The following is a 16,939-nucleotide window of genomic DNA, read 5'->3' on the forward strand; positions in this document are numbered from 1 at the left end:
GCTGGGATTTTTACCCTCTATATGGTTGGCAACATAAAGAAACACTATGTAATATAGAGAATTACTTTATAATCCAAAGAAATACTTAACATTACTAAGAACAACTAAGAATTACTCAGTAATTCCAAATTTCACTCAAGATTCTCTTTTTCTCTTTCCTCCATCCATCAATAAACTTGTAATTCACAAAATCTCCACCTAGCTGGTCAGATTATTGCCCACAAATAGTTTTACCTAATATTACTTTAGACACCAAAGTATTATTAGGTAAAACTTTATAATACTAAGAAATACAAAGAAGTACCGAATCATCCCTTCCCTGCAGAAGGTATTCCGGTACTTCCCGTGTCCCTTGCTATTGCGATTGCGCTTTCGGCAATCACCGATTTTTGTCAAAAAGGCTACACGGCTTTTTCGACTGCCGATTCAGGACCTCCCTGATTCAGCTGTCATCCTACAGCCATGATTCAATATCCTCTTCGTCGATTTCATCGACCGCTGCCGGTTCGTCCTGCCGAATTTCGGCCCCGGCCTGCTGTGCGGCAGATTGATCGTCGGCAACCGCTTGCCCTACGGTCTTCGTTGCCGCCGCTTCTTGCAGAACGGATTGTTGGGCGTTTGCCGCATGGCCGATGGAGTTGCTCGCAGCAAGTTCCTGCGCTGCAGTCGCCAACGTCGTCGAAGATAGCAGGGGCTCCGAAGCCGCTGCGGCTTCGCCGAGGCCGAGTACCGAAGCAGGGATAGCAAGTGGCCTGTCGGACGGAATATAATGCTGCAAATTACGCAGCCCGTTAGCCCGCAGCTCGTTCTCGATCAAATACCGGATCGAGTCCATCAGGTTGGACTGACTATTGATCCAATCCATAATGACGGCTGACTCGTTTTTTTTCGTTTTCAAGCTAATGTTTTCGCCTGGCAGCTTCTGTTTTTTCATGACTGTCCCACCTCGCCGAGTTGTATTAGGGCTTACCCGGCTTTATTCGACTTCCCTTTTAACGTTTCATATATTTTGCCGTGGACGAAGGCGTTCAGCCCTTCCGCATTTAACGTAATGGCATGCTGAGGCGGAATATAGAGCAGCCGGATTTCGCGCTCATCGCATAGCTCCTTGAGCATCGGGTACAGAATGGACCGCATGAGAATACTGCCGCCCCCGTATACGCAGATAACATCGATCTCGTTGCGCGCCTTCGTCAGCTGTTTGCGGATATTTTGGATAATTTGCTTCGCCTGTCCTTCCAATGGACGACTTAGCGTGTTAATCGCCCGCGCGTAATATTTGTGCTTTGGATTTTTGATTACGTCGCTGTAAAATTGCCGCGGACTGTCGGGCAAATGAACAAGCCGATTAAACTCGCCCAAAGCTTCCTCGATCGCATAGCCCGCCCCGTGATGGCTGCCGTGAACGAATTGGCGAAGAAATTTGTTGCCCTCCGTAATCGGATATTCGGTCGAGCCGTCGCCGATATCCGTATGTAAAATGCGCTTGTCCTTGAAGAAGCTGCCGCTGAACGTTTTGCCTAGCCCGTACGTCTCCACGAACTCCTGAAAAATATCGCCCTCCCGCCAATTGCCGGCGGTATCCTTTTGCAGAGCGAATATAACCGGCGTCGCTTCCGGGATGACCTTCGTATATTCGAACACGATCTTCACGGCGACACGCTGCTTGTTCAGATGGACCGTAACGTGATGCGAGCCTTCGGTGAACCTCCGCTCGAAGCGGGCGGCCGTCTCGTCGGAATGCTGGGTAACCGGGAGCGCGGTCGCCATATCGACATGAACCTCGATCTGCTCGGGGATCGACTGGCTGTCCTCGTATCCTTTCTGTACCGCCACTGCCGCTATTTGCGCAAGCGTATTGATGATCGGCAAATCCATATCGCATTTCAAATCGGTGCCGATTTGCAGCGTGTCCAGCAGCTCTCCGCTTTCCAGCGCGAACTTGCCGATGTAGTACATACCAGGCCGGACAGCCGGCGAATCGATCGTAACGATCAGCTGCTCGGACAAGTTTTTAATAAAGCTTTCCGGCGGCAATTCTTCGCTCCAAGGCAGCTTGTCCACTCCGCAATAAACGTTCGGCTGCTTGATCAGCCTCCCGTCGACGAATAAATCGTGCTCGCTGTTCCCGTTATCGTTTCCTACAAAAAAATGATAGTGCATGAGCGCAATGCCTCCTTATTGGTCCGGAATCCTTTCAACACGAATCCGCCTTAGCATAACCCGTTGCCGCAAAAAGCGCCGCAATCGCCCTCAGTCGATAGCGCTTTCCGGTGCAACCATGCAGTCCTACATAATAACACTTCGTAATACCGCAAGGATTTGAGTCTAGTTTATCATACAATTGCATCATTTAGAGTAAGAAGACTCCTATGTCGTCTTGGAAGAAAATGACTTTCCGTACCCTTCTATTGTAACAGGATCGAGGCGGGTTGAATACACAACGAACAGATCGAGCCGCACATTTTCATTATTGCAATCCCGTCCCCTTGGTATTCTCCTTGGTCACCTCGATTAGCCGATACACTGCGTCCTCCACCTCCTTGTTTTGTCGGACTTGGCGGGACAGCAGCCAGGCGATTCGAATCTGGACGATTGCCAGAACAAGCAGCAGCAGGACAATAATAAGAAGATACATTTCCAAGCCTACGATTCCTCCTCCATTTGCGGATGCGTTTTCTTGATGCGGTACTTATACGTATACACTTCTTCATAACCGAGCTTGTCGTACAGCGCGACGGCCGCTTCGTTCCGATCGACCACCTGCAGGAAGGAAGCGCGCGCCCCGACCCTTTTTCCCCAAGCCAAAATATTCAAAATCAGCTGCTGCGCCATGCCCCTCCGTCTATACCGCACATCGGTGACAATGTCGTACAGCCCTACATAGCCATTATGGACAACGCCCAGTCCGCAAGCAACCGTACTTCCGTGCTCCATCAGCCGAAAGAAACCTTGTCTTAGCGCAGAGTTCTTCAGCATGTCTCGCGTCAGCTCCCGGTCTCTGAGCGAAAGTCCGTTCAGACGGGCCAGGCCATCCAGCCATTCGTCATCCAGCCGCTCCTGCCATACAGCCTCGCGGTCCGGCTCCGGCACCCGCTCCAAATCCAGCACGCGGACGCTCGATGGATCGGCGACGGCGTAGCCTTTCCGGTGCAATCGCTCGTCCAGGTCGTCCGGCTCCGTATAGGGCGTTATTTTAAACACCGTATCCAGCACGCAGCCGGAGTAAAACGCTTCGCACAGCGAAATCAGCTCTTCCGCGCTTTTCCCCTCCGGCTTGTAGAGCGGACTTACCGAATTGGCCCGTTTGGTGTAACCCCCAGCGTATCGGAGTACCCAGCCGTGCAGTAGAAGCGTCTGCTGCGCCGGCCACGTATTGAGCGTTATCTCCTCCAAATGCTTGTACATGTCTACCATCCCCTCTTGTTCGAATGGTATTAATATACATAAAATTGAATTAAAATTCAAAATTCTATATTGATAAATCTACCATCTCATGTTAATTTATATCAGGTAAAATAAGGAGAGGTTGGGATATGCAAGATGCCTGCTATTCGAAAAACGATCGTAAGCGCCGTCCTCGTGTGCGCCTTATCGTGCATCACGACCGTCGCGCAAGCGCATCCGGGAAGAACCGACGCCAATGGGGGACATACGTGCCGTTCCAATTGCGAGAAGTGGGGGCTTAAGTACGGGGAGTATCATTATCATAACGGAGGCAGCTCCAATAGCTCGAGCGGTACCGGCAGTTCCGGCGGTTCCAGCGGCAGTTCGCCGACATCGTCGACCAGCCGGAGCGCGCCCGCTCAAGCTCCGATTCCCGCCGTGGAGGATCCGGCGCTTGCGGGCACGTTTGAAGTCCAGCGGCCGGACGTCACCGTGTATGTGAATAAGGAACGCCTGAACAATTCGACGGCCAAATATCCGGTCTTTACTTACAAAGACATCCTGTATTTTCCGATGACCTGGAGCTACACGCAAGCGCTGGGCATTGACACGGGTTGGAATGCGACCACCGGCTTCTCAATCGGCAAAAGCGACAAGCAAGCGGAGAAGCTGACGCCGGATACCGGCGCCTCCGGTGCCAAGCTGCGCGCCAAATACCCGGACTTCAACATTACGATCAACGGAAGCTGGCTGGACAATGCCAACGAGCCTTACCCGGTACTCGTCATGAATGACATCACCTATTTTCCGATGACCTGGAAATTTGCCGTGGACGAGCTGGGACTCTCTCTGGAATCGAAGGACGGAGCTTTCTATATCTCCAAATAACAGTTTCCGCTCGGTCTCCAGCGTCTCATGCCAGAAAGTATCCGCGCAATCCGACGAGCGACACGAGCTTTCGCATATCGTTCATCATGCTGGCCAAGGAGTCGGCCGTTTCGCTGACCGCCCGCCGTTCGTCCAATTGCTCCAGGTCGCTGTAGACGAGCTCCAGCACCGGAGTAGAAGAGCGGACGAGCCGCTTCATGGCAGCGTAGCCGTCCAGGAAATCGCGCATCGATTCGTTTTGTGCCCGCGTCCAAGCCGTTCCCGTCGGCTTGAAGCCGAACTCCACCCGGGTGACAAAGGTATCCGTCCGCGTATGATCGTACCGCAGTCGCATGCGGCAGCCATCGGATTTATGCCACGGGGGCAAGTCATAGTATAGATGCAGGAAGCTAAAGCGTTGCGGCTTGTAGCCCGTTATTTTGAATGTTCGGTCTTCCATCAGAATGGCCGCTTCCCGCACAATCTGCCTCAACCATTCATCCGGAGTCGGACGGAGACGGCTCATCGGGCACCCCTTTATCAAAGTAGCGGTTCGGCTTCGGCGCCGCTGCGTTCTCGGAACTCCGAGGGCGTCTGGCCGACCTGCTTCAGGAATACTTTCGTAAAATACCGCCGTTCGGCATATCCGACCTCTTTGCCGATCTGGGTGATGCTCTTGTCCCCGGCGAGCAGCAGCGACTTGGCCCGCTCCACCCGCCGGCGGGTTACGTGCTCGACGAACGTCTCCCCGTTTTGCTGCTTGAACAGCAGGCTGAAATAGCTGCAGCTGATGCCGAGATGATCGGCCAGTTGCTCGACGCCGAGATCATCCGATAGATGGCGGTCAATATAATCTTTGGCCGACATCATCAGCACCTCGCCCGTTTTCTTGACCGTGCGGGCGCTCAGACACTCGTCGATCAGACTGTCGAGCGTATCGAACAGCCCCTTGACGCTGACGCTTTTCTCCAGCTTCGCCCATACCGCCTCTTCCCGCTCCCCGGTCAGCATGCCGACATCGCGCATCTCTCGCATCAGATGGAGTACGAGGAAGTGCATCATCTGCTCCCCGCGCAGCACGGACTGGCCCAAGACGGCGCGAATGCCGGCATGCAGGTCGCCGATGGCCTGCTCGATCGATTCCCGGTCGCCCTGCTTCATGCCGGTCGCCAGCTGATCGATTACGCCCCATAACGGCGTATTCGCCTCGTCGGCCGGACGGCAGTCGTCAGCCAGCAGCACCTGACGTTCGCCTGGCGACAGCTGGAGCGCGCGCTGCACGCTTATACGAGCCGCAGCCAAGCTCTCAAGAGGAACGGGGCACGGATAAATGCCTACGCTAATCGTTAGCTTCGCATACTGCTCCACCGCATGGAGCAGCGCTGCGCACCAGCGGCGCACCTCGTCGGAGGCCGCCTGCGGGCCGCTCGCCTCCCGTTGGATGAGCACGCACCATTCCCCTTCCCGCGTCTGCATGACCGCGTAGACGAGCCGGTACGGCTGAAGAGCGTCCTGCAGCACATTGCGGATCGCAAAGTTGCGCAGCTTGCGCTCGCCCTCTTCCCAGCGGCGCGCCAACTGGGAATACCCGTCAAGATCGGCCACCAGCAGCGTATAGACGGATTGGTCCAGCTGCCCATGCTCGTCGTCGGGCAAAGAGCCGACTGTCGTATAGTCCATCAGAACGTCGTACAGCATCTTCTCGTGCGCCAGAGTGGACATTTCCTTCCACTTCCGCTGCTCCTGCAGCTTGGTGTTCCGCCTTTCGCGAATTTGCTGGGCCAGACGGCCAACGACCGACTCCAACTCCTCGTAGTCGATCGGCTTCAAAATGTAATCCTTGGCGCCATATTTGACCGCCGAACGGGCGTAATCGAACTCCTGGAAGCCGGTCAGCATGATGACCTCGCCTTCGTACTGGCGTTCCTGCAGCCGTTTCAGCAGCTCGATGCCGTCCATGACCGGCATGCGGATATCCGAGAGGATCAGATCCGGATCATGCTCCTCGATCAGCTCCAGCGCCTTGACCCCGTTCAGAGCAAGACCGACCACCTCTATGCCGAGCGCCTCCCACGGAATGACCGTTTGCAGGTTGCGCATGATGTTAATTTCATCATCGACGAGCAAAGCTTTCAAGTCCATCCGCATCACCTGGCCTCATATTTCGGAATGACCACCTGAATTACCGTTCCTTCTCCCTGCGTCGAACAGATGAACATGCCATAGCGGGTTCCATACTGAATGCGTATCCGGTCCGCTACGTTCAGCAGACCGAGGCCGATCCGCTCAGGCAGGGCACTCTCCGCAGATAGCGCTTCCGGGGAAGCCGGCTGATTCCAAATCCCCTCGGCGGCAGCTTCCGCATAGTCGTCCCGATAAGGCGCGTCCCGTCCGGCATCCGTTCCTTTGTAACGGAATTTGGCCAATGTGCGGTGCGGAATGCCGATGCCGTTGTCCTCAACGTAGAAAGCGATGGCGTCGTCCCGCTCCACAGCACGGATACGCAGCACGCCTCTCCGCTCCAAGCCGCCGAAGCCGTGCTGGATGCTGTTCTCGACGAGCGGCTGCAGCGTCAGCTTCAAGATCGAATACATCCGGACTGTCTCCGGCACATCGATTTCGTAATCGAACAAGTCCTCGAACCGATATTTTTGTATGTGCAAATAATTGCGCAAGTGCTCGATCTCCAGCTCGATCGGGATTTCCTCCCGCTGATTGAAGCTGATCCGCAGCATCGTTCCGAGCCGGTGCACGAGCTGGCTGACTTTACGACCCTCGTTCTGGACGGCCAGCGCATTGATCGATTCCAGCGTGTTGAATATAAAATGCGGTTTGATTTGCGCCTGCAGCAGCATCAGCTCGGCCTTGTTCTTCCGCTCCTGCTCCCGCTTCACTTCGTCGAGCAGCGTACGGATGCGCTCCACCAGCGAATTGAAGCCTCGCGCCAGCACCGCCGTCTCATCCCGGCCTCCCGCTTGGACGCGGATGCCCAAGTCCCCGATCTCCACCCGCTTCATCGAATGCACGACCCGCAAAATAAATCGGATAATCCGGTTGACGAACAGCAGGTTGAACAGCAGGGCGCAGATCAGACAGAGCACGGTAATGGCCGCCACCCATTTCAGCACCAGCACCGTCGTGCCGGACAGCACGTCCCATGGCGTCACCGAGACGAGCGTCCAGTCCATCGAGCCGAGGTCGCGCAGCTCCAGATGGTGTACCGAGACGACGCTTTCCACTCCGCCGAACCTCATCTTGGAGCTGGCGTATTCCGAGCCGGGCTCGATCGGTCTTTCCAACTGCTGCGCCATCGGCTTGCCGTCCAACTCCTTCTTGTTGTCCACCATGACGACCCCGTCCCGGCCGACGATCATGAACCGGATATCTTTGCGGGCCCCCGTTCCGAAGAAGTTGAATATTTTGTCCAGCTCCTGGAATTGCAGCTGTTGAATGAGAATGCCTTTGTTGTCCAGCGAATATTTGTCGTTGACGATGCGAATCTGCGTGAACAGCGGACCGCCCCCGGTCAGTTCCGGGTATTCGTACGGACCGAGCCATTTGGACAGCCCGTTCAACCTGCGTATTTCCGGATAGAGCGGGTGAGCCGTCAGCTGCGCGTAAGGGATAATCCGATAGCCGATCTTGCCGTCGGCGTATCCCGCTCCGCGGAAGTTGTACAAAGCGGCCGAGTAAACCGGCGGATAAGCGAGAAACGTTCTTTGCAGCTGCCGCGTATACTCCGTTACCTCGTACAGATCAAGCTCGTACTTATCCGTCAGCGAGTTCTGGATATCCTGCTGAAGCAGATTGACGTCCGAGAAGTAGTTCGCTTCCTTCAGCATATAAGTAATATTTCGTCCGACCGCCTTCAGCGTAAACTCCGACTGCTCGTTGAAGTTTTTCTCGATAATATGCTGGGAGACCGAGAACGTAATGACGCCAAGCACGAATAACGGGACGACGATAAAAGCTACGAAAGCCGCAAACACCTTGAAGCGAAGATTCATCGCGCCCCCCTGACCGCCGGCTCCTTGCTGGCGGCCTCCTGTGCCCGCTGTACCGCTTCGAGCAGCCGCTCCGGCGTCGTCTTGCCGCCGATCAGCTCCTGCATGCCGGTTTCCAGCGTCTCTCGCACCTTGGCCTGCACGATCGAATCGAACGCCGGGAACTGCTTCGCGCCCGCCGCCTGCAAGACTTCGCCGACAATCGCCGGGACGCCGGACAAGTCGCTCAGCTTCATCGCCGGCAGGACGCCGACCTCGGTCAGCTGCCGCTTCTGCATCGTTTCGCTGAACATCGCTTTGATGAAAGCTTTAACCGCCCTCAGCTCGTATTCGTCTACATTGGCCGAAAAGCCGTAGCCGTTCGAATAGCTGCCGTTGATCAGCGAATCCCCCTTGCCGCCCACGTTCGGAAAATTGAAAAAGCCGATATCCTCGGCGGCTAGCGACTTTTGCTTATCCAGCAGCGCCGAATTGGCCCAGCTGCCGTCGAACATCATGGCGGCCTCTCCGGCCTTGAACTTGTTTTGCTGCTCCGCGTATTTCAGCGCCAAGCTGCCTTCCTGAAAATAACCGCGTTTGACGAGCGTCTCGAACAGACGGAAGCCTTCGGCTACGTCCGGATCGGTCCATTTCCGCTTACCGGCTACGAATCCGGGAACCGAATCGGCCCCGGCAGTCCGCACCCACAGCGTATTCGCCGTCATATTGAGCACCCAGGCGTCCGCCGAGGCGATCGCGATCGGCGTAATGCCCTGCGCCTTCGCTTTCCCGGCCACGTCCAGCAGCTCCTCCCAAGTGGCTGGCACCTGAACGCCGAGCTTGCGGAAAATCCCCTTGTTATAATAAACGCCCTCGACGAAACCGGCCATCGGCAAGCCGTACACTTTGCCGTCGACGGTAAATTCATCAAGATTGTAAAATTTCGATTGCAAGCCGAGCTCGTTCAGAATCGGGGTTACATCCAGCAGCCGGTTCGCTTTCACATATTTGTGCGTATCCGCGCCGCCGAACAAATCGAACATTTTCGGAGGGGTTCCAGTGGCCATCTCGGCCGGGAGTTTCTCAAAGCGGTTCACCTTGTCCTCGACGCCCTCCAGCTCCACCTTCAGGCCGGGAACCTCCGCCTCCATCAGACGCACCGCATCCTCCAGCATCGTCAGCCTGGATTTTGCATCGTCGCGCACCTGCACATGCCGAAGCGTAACCGTGAACGGCTTCGCTTCGCCTGCCTCGGCAGGATCTGCCGGTCCCCCATCCTTCATGGCGCAGCCGAAGGTGAGCGCGCCGAGCCCCGCCAAAACGCACCATACGCCCGCCTTGTGGATTTTCATCGCCCGCCCCCCTGTTTGTAAGCCGTTCCGGATTCGTTTTCGTTCCCCTTTATTTTACAATTATTTGCGGCAACATATCCAATCCTTCCTGATCAACACCGAACTTTCCCTATCAGCCCTTCACGCTGCCGGCGGTAACGCCTTCGATAATTTTTTTCTGCAGAATCGCATACACGATGATCACGGGCACGCAGCTGATCATAACGGAGGCGCATAGGGCCCCATAGTTCATATTGAATTTGTCCATAAAGGCGACGACCGCCACCGGCAGCGTACGCAAGTTTTGGCTGGACAGGAACAGGTTGGCCATGATGAATTCGTTCCAATGGTTCATAAAGTTGAGTATGAACACCGTGACCAGCGTTGGCATCGACAGAGGCAGCACGACGCGTCCCAGTAAGCCGTAGACGGACAATCCGTCCATAATGCCCGCTTCCTCCAGCTCCTTCGGAATCGACTTCAGGAATGCCGCAATAATGAAGACCGACAGCGGAATGCCGAACGCCGTATACGGCACGATCAGAGCCAGCGGCGTGTTGTACAGCCCCATGTTTTTGATCATGATATAGAGCGGGATCAGCAATGAAACCGGCGGAATGAGCAGAGACAGCAGCAGCACCCCGTACACGAGCTTGCTCAGCTTGGGGAATTTCATCCGCGTCACGGCGTAAGCGATTCCCGTGGACAGCAAAATGCCGACCAGGGTCGAAAGCGAGCTGATATACAGACTGTTGATAAAGTAGATGCCGATGCGCGAGTTGCTGAAGGCGTTGGCGTAGTTGTCCAGCGAGAATGATTCCGGCAAGCTCCACGGCTTGAGCACAATTTCTGAATTGCCCTTGAACGACGAATTGAACACGAACAGAAGCGGGTAAAGCACGATGAGCAAATAAGGCACGAGCACGAGATGAGGAAGCCAGTTCGCGCGGCGGTTCATGTCAGTATTCAACCTCCTCCGACCTTCTCGTGACGAGATGGAAAATAAGCGTCAATAAACAGGTGAAGACGAAAATAATAATGGAGATCGCATTGGCGTAGCCGAACTGCGACATCGAATACGCCTGCTTGTACATGTACGTGCCCATGACCTCGGAGCTGCCGAACGGCCCGCCGGACGTCATGATGTAGACGATATCCATCGCCTTCATCGCGCCAGTGATGGAGAGCAGCGTCACGACCAGCAGCACGGGACGAATGAGCGGGACGGTAATGTAGCGCACTTTCCGCCAGCCGACGGCGCCGTCGATTTCCCCGGCTTCCTGCATTTCTTTCGGTATGGCGAAGATCGCGGCCAGCACGAGCACGACATAGAAACCGGTCCACTGCCACCCGTTCGCGATCAGGATGGCCAAGTAAGCAAAATGCTCTTCCCCTAGCCAGCCGCGCGTCCACGTCTTCAATCCGACCGCGCGCAAAATCTGGTTCACCAGTCCGGCATCGGGATGGTAAATGAATTTCCATACGATGCCCACGATCGCCGTCGACAGCACGCTTGGCATAAAAACTGTCGTCTTGTAAAAGTCCAGCAAGCGGCGCACCGCACTGACGAGCAGCGCGACGAGAACGATGACGGGAATTTGCACGAATACGGAAAACAGCACAAAATAAATGTTATTTTTCAGGGCAATCAGAAATTTCTCATCCGAGAACGCCTTCACAAAATTGTCCAAACCGTTGAATGTCGCCTCATTGATGCCGTTCCAGCTTGTCACCGAATACCGTAAAGAGCTGAACATCGGCGCCACGTAAAAGGTGATGTACAGCAGCAAGGCGGGAACGACGAACAGGGCGTAGGCGTAAGGGTTGCGCAGCACTTTGTTCATGGTAGCCTCCTGTTAACGGATATGCGAAACCGGCTGGCCGGATGCCGGACGGACGCCCATGCTGCGCCCGCCCGGCATCGCGGCGGCTTCGGTCCGCGCGCACCCGCTCCTTATTTCGCTTTGTTCGCTTCCTCCTGCGCCTTCTGCACCGTCTCGGCAGCCTTCTGCGGCGTCGCCTTGCCGCCCATCAGCTCCTCCATCGACGATTCCAGCGTCTTTTTGACCGTCGCTTGAACGAGCGCATCGAATGCCGGGAACGCCCCTTTCTTGGCGGCCAACTGCGCCTTCACGACGTCCGCCACAAGCCCTTTTGTATCGCCGATGTCGGGAATCTTCATGGCCGGTATGCGGCCCGAGTTTTTCAGCTCCTTCAGTTGATTCGCTTCGGTGTAGTAGTTTTTGATAAAGGCTTTCACGGCTTTTAATTCGTTCTCGTTCAATTTGCTGGAGAAGCCGTAGCCGTTGGACCAGCCGCCATTGATCGTGTCATCCCCCGGTCCGCCCATATTCGGGAAGTTGAAGAAGCTGACGTTGTCCTTAACCGTCGATTTGTCGCCCGTAATGCCGGCGATCGCCCAGCTGCCGTCGAACAGCATCGCCGCTTGGCCGGTATAGAACTTCGCTTGGCCGTCCGCGTATTTCATGGCGATGACGTTTTTGTCGATGTAGCCGCTCGTCTTCAGCTCTTCGAATTTTTTGAACGCATCGACGACCGGAGCGTCCGTCCACTTGGAGCTGCCCTTGGCGAAGTTCTCTTGAATCTGCATACCGCCGAGCCGGACGAACATCGTGTTGACCGGCATGTTCAGCACCCAGCCGTCGCCGCTGCCTCCGCCCATCGCGATCGGCGTGATGCCCTTCGCCTTGAGCGCTTCGCACACCTTGAGAAATTCCTCCCACGTTTTCGGCACCTGCACGCCGGCGTCGGCGAACATTTTCGTATTGTAGAAGAAGCCTTCCACGAAGCCTGCGTCCGGCAAACCGTATATTTTGCCATCGACCGTAAACTCGGTCAGGTTCATGAATTTATCCTTCAGCCCAAGCTCGGCGAGAATCGGCGTCAGATCGAGCAGACGTCCGGCCTTGGAATAGTTTTTGGTATCGTCGCCGCCGAACAGGTTGAAGATCGGAGGCGGATTGCCGGCGGACATCTCCGCCTTCAGCTTCTGATCGCGATTGACCGTATCCTCGACGCCGTCCAGTTCGAATTTCAGACCCGGCACCTGCGCTTCGGTCGCTTTGGCAGCCTCTTGCAGCATGGCCAGCGTATTTTTGGCCGTCTCGCGCACGTTGATATGGCGGATCGTCATCTTGAATTCTTTCGCTTTATCGCCATCGGCCGGTTTCGTGGCCGCCGGGGTCGATCCCCCCGTCCCTCCGCTCGTCTTCGTATCGCCGCCGCCCGAGCAGCCTATCGCCGTAGTTGCCAGCGCCGCCGCCACCACGACGGACCATGCCGCTTTTCTTTTATTCATAACAAGACCTCCTCCGGAACATTTGAATTCGCTTACAAGTCTGATTATAGGAGCAATCGGCGTTTTCAAGGAGAAGGTCATTTCGCGAATCGAGGGATAAAATTATCTATGAACCGGGACGGGCGGCGTAAAAAAACCGTCCTGCATGGGCAGAACGGCTTGGATAAAAGCTGTCGACTTGACTAACGATAGAAGCGAAAGCCCGGCGGACGTCAATTTGCGTAAGGCCGCGTATTATTTGGCGTAATAGCCTCCGTCGATCGGCAGCTCGACGCCGGTAATAAAGGAAGATTCGTCGGAAGCGAGGAACAGGACGCCATTGGCGATATCCTCGGGATTGCCGAGACGAGGCAGCGGCGTCTGCGACAGGAACCATTGCTTCATCTGGTCGTTGGCGAACAGATCGGCGGTCATCGGCGTGGCGATATAGCCCGGGTGCACCGAATTGACGCGGATATGATGCTGGGCGTAATCGATCGCCGCCGCTTTCGTCAGCATGCGGACCGCCCCTTTGCTGGCCGTGTAAGGTCCGGCGCCGCTGCCGCCGGTCAAGCCGGCAATGGAAGAGATGTTGACGATCGAGCCGCCGCCGCCGGCGATCATGTGCGGTATGACGTGTTTATGCCCGAGGAACGTGCCGGTTACGTTAATCGCCATCACTTTGTTCCAATGCTCGACGGTCGTGTCCAGGAAAGGAACGGTTGTCGAGATGCCGGCATTGTTGACCAGAATATCGATCTTGCCGAATTTCGTCATCGTTTCTTCCACGACGCGGACCCAATCGTCCTCCTCGGCGACGTTCTGAATCAGCCCGACCGCTTCTCCCCCGGCGTCCAAAATTTCCTGCACGACCTCTTGCAGCTTGTCCTGCTGCAGATCGGTGATTACGACTTTGGCGCCTTCCCGGGCGAACAGAACCGCGTCCGCCTTGCCCATGCCTCCGGCCGCGCCGGTGATGATGGCTACTTTACCCGTAAGTCTTCCCATAGGAACATCCCCTTATCGGTTGATTTGGAAATTACGCAGCATTTTCCGGAACGAAGCAAGGAGCAGGTCGAGCTCCGGCTCGGTGAAGTCGTTCCACAGATCGGCGGTCAATTGCTTGTATTTCTCCGCGAGCCGCCGGTCCATCTCCCGCCCTTTCTCGGTAATGCGCAGCTGAACGCTGCGGCGGTCCGTCTTCGAAACCGTCCGTTCGATATACCCTTTGCGCGCCAGCTTATTCGCCAAATTCGTCACCGCAGGCAGCGTGACGTCTAGCGCCTCGGCCAGCTCCGTGCAGTTCCGTTGCTCGACGGAAGCCAGCGTTTGCAGAATGTAGGTTTGAGGCGCGGTCAAATCGTTATCCAATATTTTGGCGTAGGCGATGACAAATCCCGTCATCTGGTTGCCGACTAGCTCGGCCAGCGCCTCTTTTTTCTCGTCCAGACCGTATCACCTTCCTTTCCAGAAGGTACTTCAACTCGATTAATAGTTAAAAGGTATTAACTAATTACTATTGTAGACTCCCGGCGGCCGGGAGTCAACTTCTAAACAATGGGCAGTCCATGTGGTCAACAAATACACGTTTTTTTCTTCTTGCCGATAGTGCCTTTCGCCTCGGCTAGGCGAATCGAGTCGGACGCAAGCGGCACTTTGCAGGCTGTCCGGCCGACGTCGACACGCACGTTGCCGATTGCTTCGGCTACCGCAGCGGCGGCGCCGTGAAGCGACCGGACCGACGTTCCGACGACGATGACGAAGACATTCATCGTATAGCGTACGCGGTTTCTTTCTTCATGGATCGTTCGTTCCACCTGGCGCAGCAGGCGGGACAGCTCCTCCAAATCCAATCTTTCGTCCGGGGTAACGGAGATATAGTTGGCGTAGGTGCTCCAGCCGCAGCAAGCGACGAACTCGTCCGGAGAAGCCATCCATTCGCGGGCCAGTTCGACGGCGAACGGACTTTCGGCCGCTACTCCCGCTACCGTATATTCGGCCAGCATATACCAGTTGGCGGATCGAGCCCAATGCCGCAGCATCTCCTTCGTAGCCGAAGCCGGATCGACCGTCAGACCGGCCAAATACATGGCGTCGCTATTGCCGGTATCGAACAGGTCGCGGGCGAGCTGCTGGTCCTTCCGTACCGCCTTGACGAGCTTCTTCAAATCCCCGACCTTGACGCCGAACAGGGGCTCCCGGGCCCCGTGGCGCATGAATGTGTTCTTGGTCTGCTCCGTGCCTAGCTCCTGCAGCTTATCCATCACTTCTTGCAAAGCGTTCGCCATTTGACATCGGCCCCTTTCGGAATCTATACGCTTGATTCGACTTGCGGTATCGAGATCCTCGTGTACCCATCAGTCGTGCACTTGTGCCGCCTTACGCAGCATAACCGCCAGATCGGCATGGCCTCTGCGCTCGGCCCATGCCGAAGGCGTCAGGCGCGGTTCTCCCGCAGGGAGACGGGGGTCGGCGCCTTGCTCCAGCAGCCAGCGGACCATGTCCGTCTGGCCGGCCTTCGCGGCCCAGCCGAGCGGCGTCGTCCCGTGCTCCTGGTCGATCGCATCGGGATCGGCCCCGAATTCCAGCAGAAGGGCAGCGACAGCCGTCTGTCCCCGATAGGCGGCCGTATGCAAATAAGTGACGCCCTGCCAGTTGGCGTGGTTCGGGTCGGCTCCGGCCTGCAGCAGTAGACGGACCATCTCCGTCCCGGAATCGGCGGCATAGCCCATATAGTTGTTGGCATACCAGGGCGCTTGCAGATCGGCCCCGCTGCGGATCAGCAGCCGGACGATATCCGCATGGCCCGCTCCCGCCGCCAAGCAGAGCGGACCATAATCGCCCCCTCCGTTGACGAGCGTCCGGTCCGCGCGGATCATTTCCCCGGCCAGATCGATTCGGCCGAGCCAGCAGGCGGAGTCCAGACCGATAGAGCCTCCATGCGCATAAAGCAGGCGAACCAGCCGGTCGTAGCCTTTGGATATGGCGATAAATAAAGGGGTGCCCCCCGCCTCCACAGCGGCGTCCGGGAGCGCTCCCCGCTCCAGCAGCAGCTCCGCGCAACCGGCGTGGTTGCCGGCAGCCGCGTGCCATAACGCGCTCCCTTGCGGAGCGTCGGTCTCTGGCGCGTTCGGATCGGCCCCATGCTCCAGCAGCAGCCGAACGGCCGCGGTATGGCCGTACTTTGCGGCAAAGCCGAGCGGTCGGAACCCGGCCGGACTGCCCGCATTCGCCAGCTGCGGGTCAGCTTCCAGCAGCAGGGTAAGCCGCTCCGTGTCGCCTACCGCCGCCGCTGCCCCTATGTCGTAATCGGCGCCGCGCGCCGTCAAATAGCCGACCAGAAACCATTCGTTGCGTATCGCGCGCTCGGTCAAGTCTCTTCGCGCCCGGAACCAGTAGTCGCCTCCGGCAATAGCAAGCTGCAGCGGCGTCGCTCCGTCGCCCCGTCGTGCCCGGATATCCGCGCCCCGCTCCAGCAGAACGTCGATCAGCGGAAGCTGGCGGGTTAAGGTCGCCCAATGAAGCGGAGTATTGCCCCGCTCGTCGGCTGCATGGAGCAGCTCCGGGGAACGATCGAGCATCTGCACCGCCAAGTCCGTCTGACGGGCCCGAATCAGTTCCGCCAATCGGCCGCCTTCCGAAGAGGTGCCATATCGGCTTTCCAGATGCCGTTCCAGCAGGCGGACGATCGCCTCATGACCGCGATCCCGGGCAACCGTCACATAATCGTCCTGCCAGCTCAAGGGGGAACGGTACGTCGCATCGGCCCCGTGCTCGAGCAGCAAGGAGGCCACCTGCTCATGCCCTTCGCATACGGCGAAATGAAGCGGGGCGCTATACCCCCACCGGCAATTGGCCAAGCCGGGATCGCTTCGCAACAACCGTTCCGCTCGGTCGGCATCTCCTGTCATGGAGCTGACCAGCAGGCCCCACACATCGTTTCCTCTGCCCCCGCTTCCCGGTACGGGCTGCTCCGTTCGCAGCGCCTCCGGTTGTTCCTCTGCCGGCTTCTTGTTTGCGCGATGATGACCGTTCATCCTATGACCTCCATTCGGGCTTTTATGGGACAGACC

At 56.8% G+C, this 16,939-nt stretch carries 16 protein-coding genes; 1 reads left to right on the forward strand and 15 read right to left on the reverse strand.

Annotated features, from left to right (window positions below; translation table 11 throughout):
• Positions 1 to 454: 454 nt before the first annotated feature.
• The 4 genes from ABD796_RS27105 to ABD796_RS27120 all read right to left on the reverse strand — a co-directional run bounded on the left by ABD796_RS27105 (position 455) and on the right by ABD796_RS27120 (position 3,408).
• Positions 455 to 934: a hypothetical protein gene (locus tag ABD796_RS27105; protein ID WP_344914187.1), complete on the reverse strand. Its 480-nt coding sequence runs from the start codon at positions 932 to 934 to the stop codon at positions 455 to 457.
• A 32-nt stretch (positions 935 to 966) separates the two neighbouring features.
• The gene (locus tag ABD796_RS27110; RefSeq protein ID WP_344914190.1) at positions 967 to 2,163 is read right to left on the reverse strand and encodes a ParM/StbA family protein; all 1,197 of its coding nucleotides are present in this window, start codon (positions 2,161 to 2,163) and stop codon (positions 967 to 969) included.
• Between the two features lie 307 nt (positions 2,164 to 2,470).
• Positions 2,471 to 2,644, reverse strand: coding sequence for a hypothetical protein (locus ABD796_RS27115; protein ID WP_344914193.1), 174 nt, complete (start codon positions 2,642 to 2,644; stop codon positions 2,471 to 2,473).
• A gap of 2 nt (positions 2,645 to 2,646) precedes the next feature.
• A complete protein-coding gene (locus tag ABD796_RS27120; RefSeq protein ID WP_344914196.1) occupies positions 2,647 to 3,408 on the reverse strand; it encodes a GNAT family N-acetyltransferase in 762 nt (253 codons plus the stop codon).
• Positions 3,409 to 3,543: 135 nt separating this feature from the next.
• Here ABD796_RS27120 and ABD796_RS27125 point away from each other — a divergent pair, with 135 nt between their 5' ends.
• A complete protein-coding gene (locus ABD796_RS27125; RefSeq protein WP_344914199.1) occupies positions 3,544 to 4,275 on the forward strand; it encodes a YHYH domain-containing protein in 732 nt (243 codons plus the stop codon).
• Positions 4,276 to 4,300: 25 nt separating this feature from the next.
• Here the strand turns inward: ABD796_RS27125 and ABD796_RS27130 are convergent, their stop codons facing one another.
• From ABD796_RS27130 to ABD796_RS27180, 11 genes are all read right to left on the reverse strand, one after another.
• The gene (locus tag ABD796_RS27130) at positions 4,301 to 4,780 is read right to left on the reverse strand and encodes a hypothetical protein (RefSeq protein WP_344914202.1); all 480 of its coding nucleotides are present in this window, start codon (positions 4,778 to 4,780) and stop codon (positions 4,301 to 4,303) included.
• A 14-nt stretch (positions 4,781 to 4,794) separates the two neighbouring features.
• Positions 4,795 to 6,396 carry a response regulator gene (locus tag ABD796_RS27135; protein ID WP_344914205.1) on the reverse strand — a complete coding sequence of 534 codons (1,602 nt, stop codon included), beginning with the start codon at positions 6,394 to 6,396 and terminating at the stop codon, positions 4,795 to 4,797.
• A 5-nt stretch (positions 6,397 to 6,401) separates the two neighbouring features.
• On the reverse strand, positions 6,402 to 8,261 hold the full coding sequence (locus tag ABD796_RS27140) for a cache domain-containing sensor histidine kinase (protein ID WP_344914208.1): 1,860 nt from the start codon (positions 8,259 to 8,261) through the stop codon (positions 6,402 to 6,404).
• Positions 8,258 to 9,589: an extracellular solute-binding protein gene (locus ABD796_RS27145; RefSeq protein ID WP_344914211.1), complete on the reverse strand. Its 1,332-nt coding sequence runs from the start codon at positions 9,587 to 9,589 to the stop codon at positions 8,258 to 8,260. Before ABD796_RS27145 ends, ABD796_RS27140 begins: the two co-directional genes overlap by 4 nt.
• A 112-nt stretch (positions 9,590 to 9,701) precedes the next feature.
• On the reverse strand, positions 9,702 to 10,526 hold the full coding sequence (locus tag ABD796_RS27150) for a carbohydrate ABC transporter permease (RefSeq protein ID WP_344914214.1): 825 nt from the start codon (positions 10,524 to 10,526) through the stop codon (positions 9,702 to 9,704).
• Between the two features lies 1 nt (position 10,527).
• Complete coding sequence (locus ABD796_RS27155; protein ID WP_344914217.1) at positions 10,528 to 11,412, reverse strand: carbohydrate ABC transporter permease; 885 nt, start codon at positions 11,410 to 11,412, stop codon at positions 10,528 to 10,530.
• Between the two features lie 110 nt (positions 11,413 to 11,522).
• Positions 11,523 to 12,887 (reverse strand): extracellular solute-binding protein, encoded by a 1,365-nt coding sequence (locus ABD796_RS27160; RefSeq protein WP_344914220.1) that lies wholly within the window; start codon positions 12,885 to 12,887, stop codon positions 11,523 to 11,525.
• A gap of 234 nt (positions 12,888 to 13,121) precedes the next feature.
• Positions 13,122 to 13,874: an SDR family NAD(P)-dependent oxidoreductase gene (locus ABD796_RS27165; RefSeq protein ID WP_344914222.1), complete on the reverse strand. Its 753-nt coding sequence runs from the start codon at positions 13,872 to 13,874 to the stop codon at positions 13,122 to 13,124.
• Positions 13,875 to 13,886: 12 nt separating this feature from the next.
• A complete protein-coding gene (locus ABD796_RS27170) occupies positions 13,887 to 14,270 on the reverse strand; it encodes a MarR family winged helix-turn-helix transcriptional regulator (protein ID WP_344914224.1) in 384 nt (127 codons plus the stop codon).
• Positions 14,271 to 14,440: 170 nt separating this feature from the next.
• Complete coding sequence (locus tag ABD796_RS27175; RefSeq protein WP_344914226.1) at positions 14,441 to 15,154, reverse strand: DNA alkylation repair protein; 714 nt, start codon at positions 15,152 to 15,154, stop codon at positions 14,441 to 14,443.
• Positions 15,155 to 15,223: 69 nt separating this feature from the next.
• A complete protein-coding gene (locus ABD796_RS27180) occupies positions 15,224 to 16,903 on the reverse strand; it encodes an ankyrin repeat domain-containing protein (RefSeq protein WP_344914228.1) in 1,680 nt (559 codons plus the stop codon).
• Positions 16,904 to 16,939 lie beyond the last annotated feature (36 nt).

Source organism: Paenibacillus hodogayensis, assembly GCF_039536325.1.
Classification (GTDB): Bacteria; Bacillota; Bacilli; order Paenibacillales; family NBRC-103111; genus Paenibacillus_AB; species Paenibacillus_AB hodogayensis.

Coding starts and splice junctions, on each gene's coding strand:
- ABD796_RS27105 (WP_344914187.1), bottom strand. CDS start 934: ATGAAAAAACAGAAGCTGCCAGGCGAAAACATTAGCTTGAAAACGAAA.
- ABD796_RS27110 (WP_344914190.1), bottom strand. CDS start 2,163: ATGCACTATCATTTTTTTGTAGGAAACGATAACGGGAACAGCGAGCAC.
- ABD796_RS27120 (WP_344914196.1), bottom strand. CDS start 3,408: ATGTACAAGCATTTGGAGGAGATAACGCTCAATACGTGGCCGGCGCAG.
- ABD796_RS27125 (WP_344914199.1), top strand. CDS start 3,544: ATGCCTGCTATTCGAAAAACGATCGTAAGCGCCGTCCTCGTGTGCGCC.
- ABD796_RS27130 (WP_344914202.1), bottom strand. CDS start 4,780: ATGAGCCGTCTCCGTCCGACTCCGGATGAATGGTTGAGGCAGATTGTG.
- ABD796_RS27135 (WP_344914205.1), bottom strand. CDS start 6,396: ATGGACTTGAAAGCTTTGCTCGTCGATGATGAAATTAACATCATGCGC.
- ABD796_RS27140 (WP_344914208.1), bottom strand. CDS start 8,261: ATGAATCTTCGCTTCAAGGTGTTTGCGGCTTTCGTAGCTTTTATCGTC.
- ABD796_RS27145 (WP_344914211.1), bottom strand. CDS start 9,589: ATGAAAATCCACAAGGCGGGCGTATGGTGCGTTTTGGCGGGGCTCGGC.
- ABD796_RS27150 (WP_344914214.1), bottom strand. CDS start 10,526: ATGAACCGCCGCGCGAACTGGCTTCCTCATCTCGTGCTCGTGCCTTAT.
- ABD796_RS27155 (WP_344914217.1), bottom strand. CDS start 11,412: ATGAACAAAGTGCTGCGCAACCCTTACGCCTACGCCCTGTTCGTCGTT.
- ABD796_RS27160 (WP_344914220.1), bottom strand. CDS start 12,887: ATGAATAAAAGAAAAGCGGCATGGTCCGTCGTGGTGGCGGCGGCGCTG.
- ABD796_RS27165 (WP_344914222.1), bottom strand. CDS start 13,874: ATGGGAAGACTTACGGGTAAAGTAGCCATCATCACCGGCGCGGCCGGA.
- ABD796_RS27170 (WP_344914224.1), bottom strand. CDS start 14,270: ATGACGGGATTTGTCATCGCCTACGCCAAAATATTGGATAACGATTTG.
- ABD796_RS27175 (WP_344914226.1), bottom strand. CDS start 15,154: ATGGCGAACGCTTTGCAAGAAGTGATGGATAAGCTGCAGGAGCTAGGC.
- ABD796_RS27180 (WP_344914228.1), bottom strand. CDS start 16,903: ATGAACGGTCATCATCGCGCAAACAAGAAGCCGGCAGAGGAACAACCG.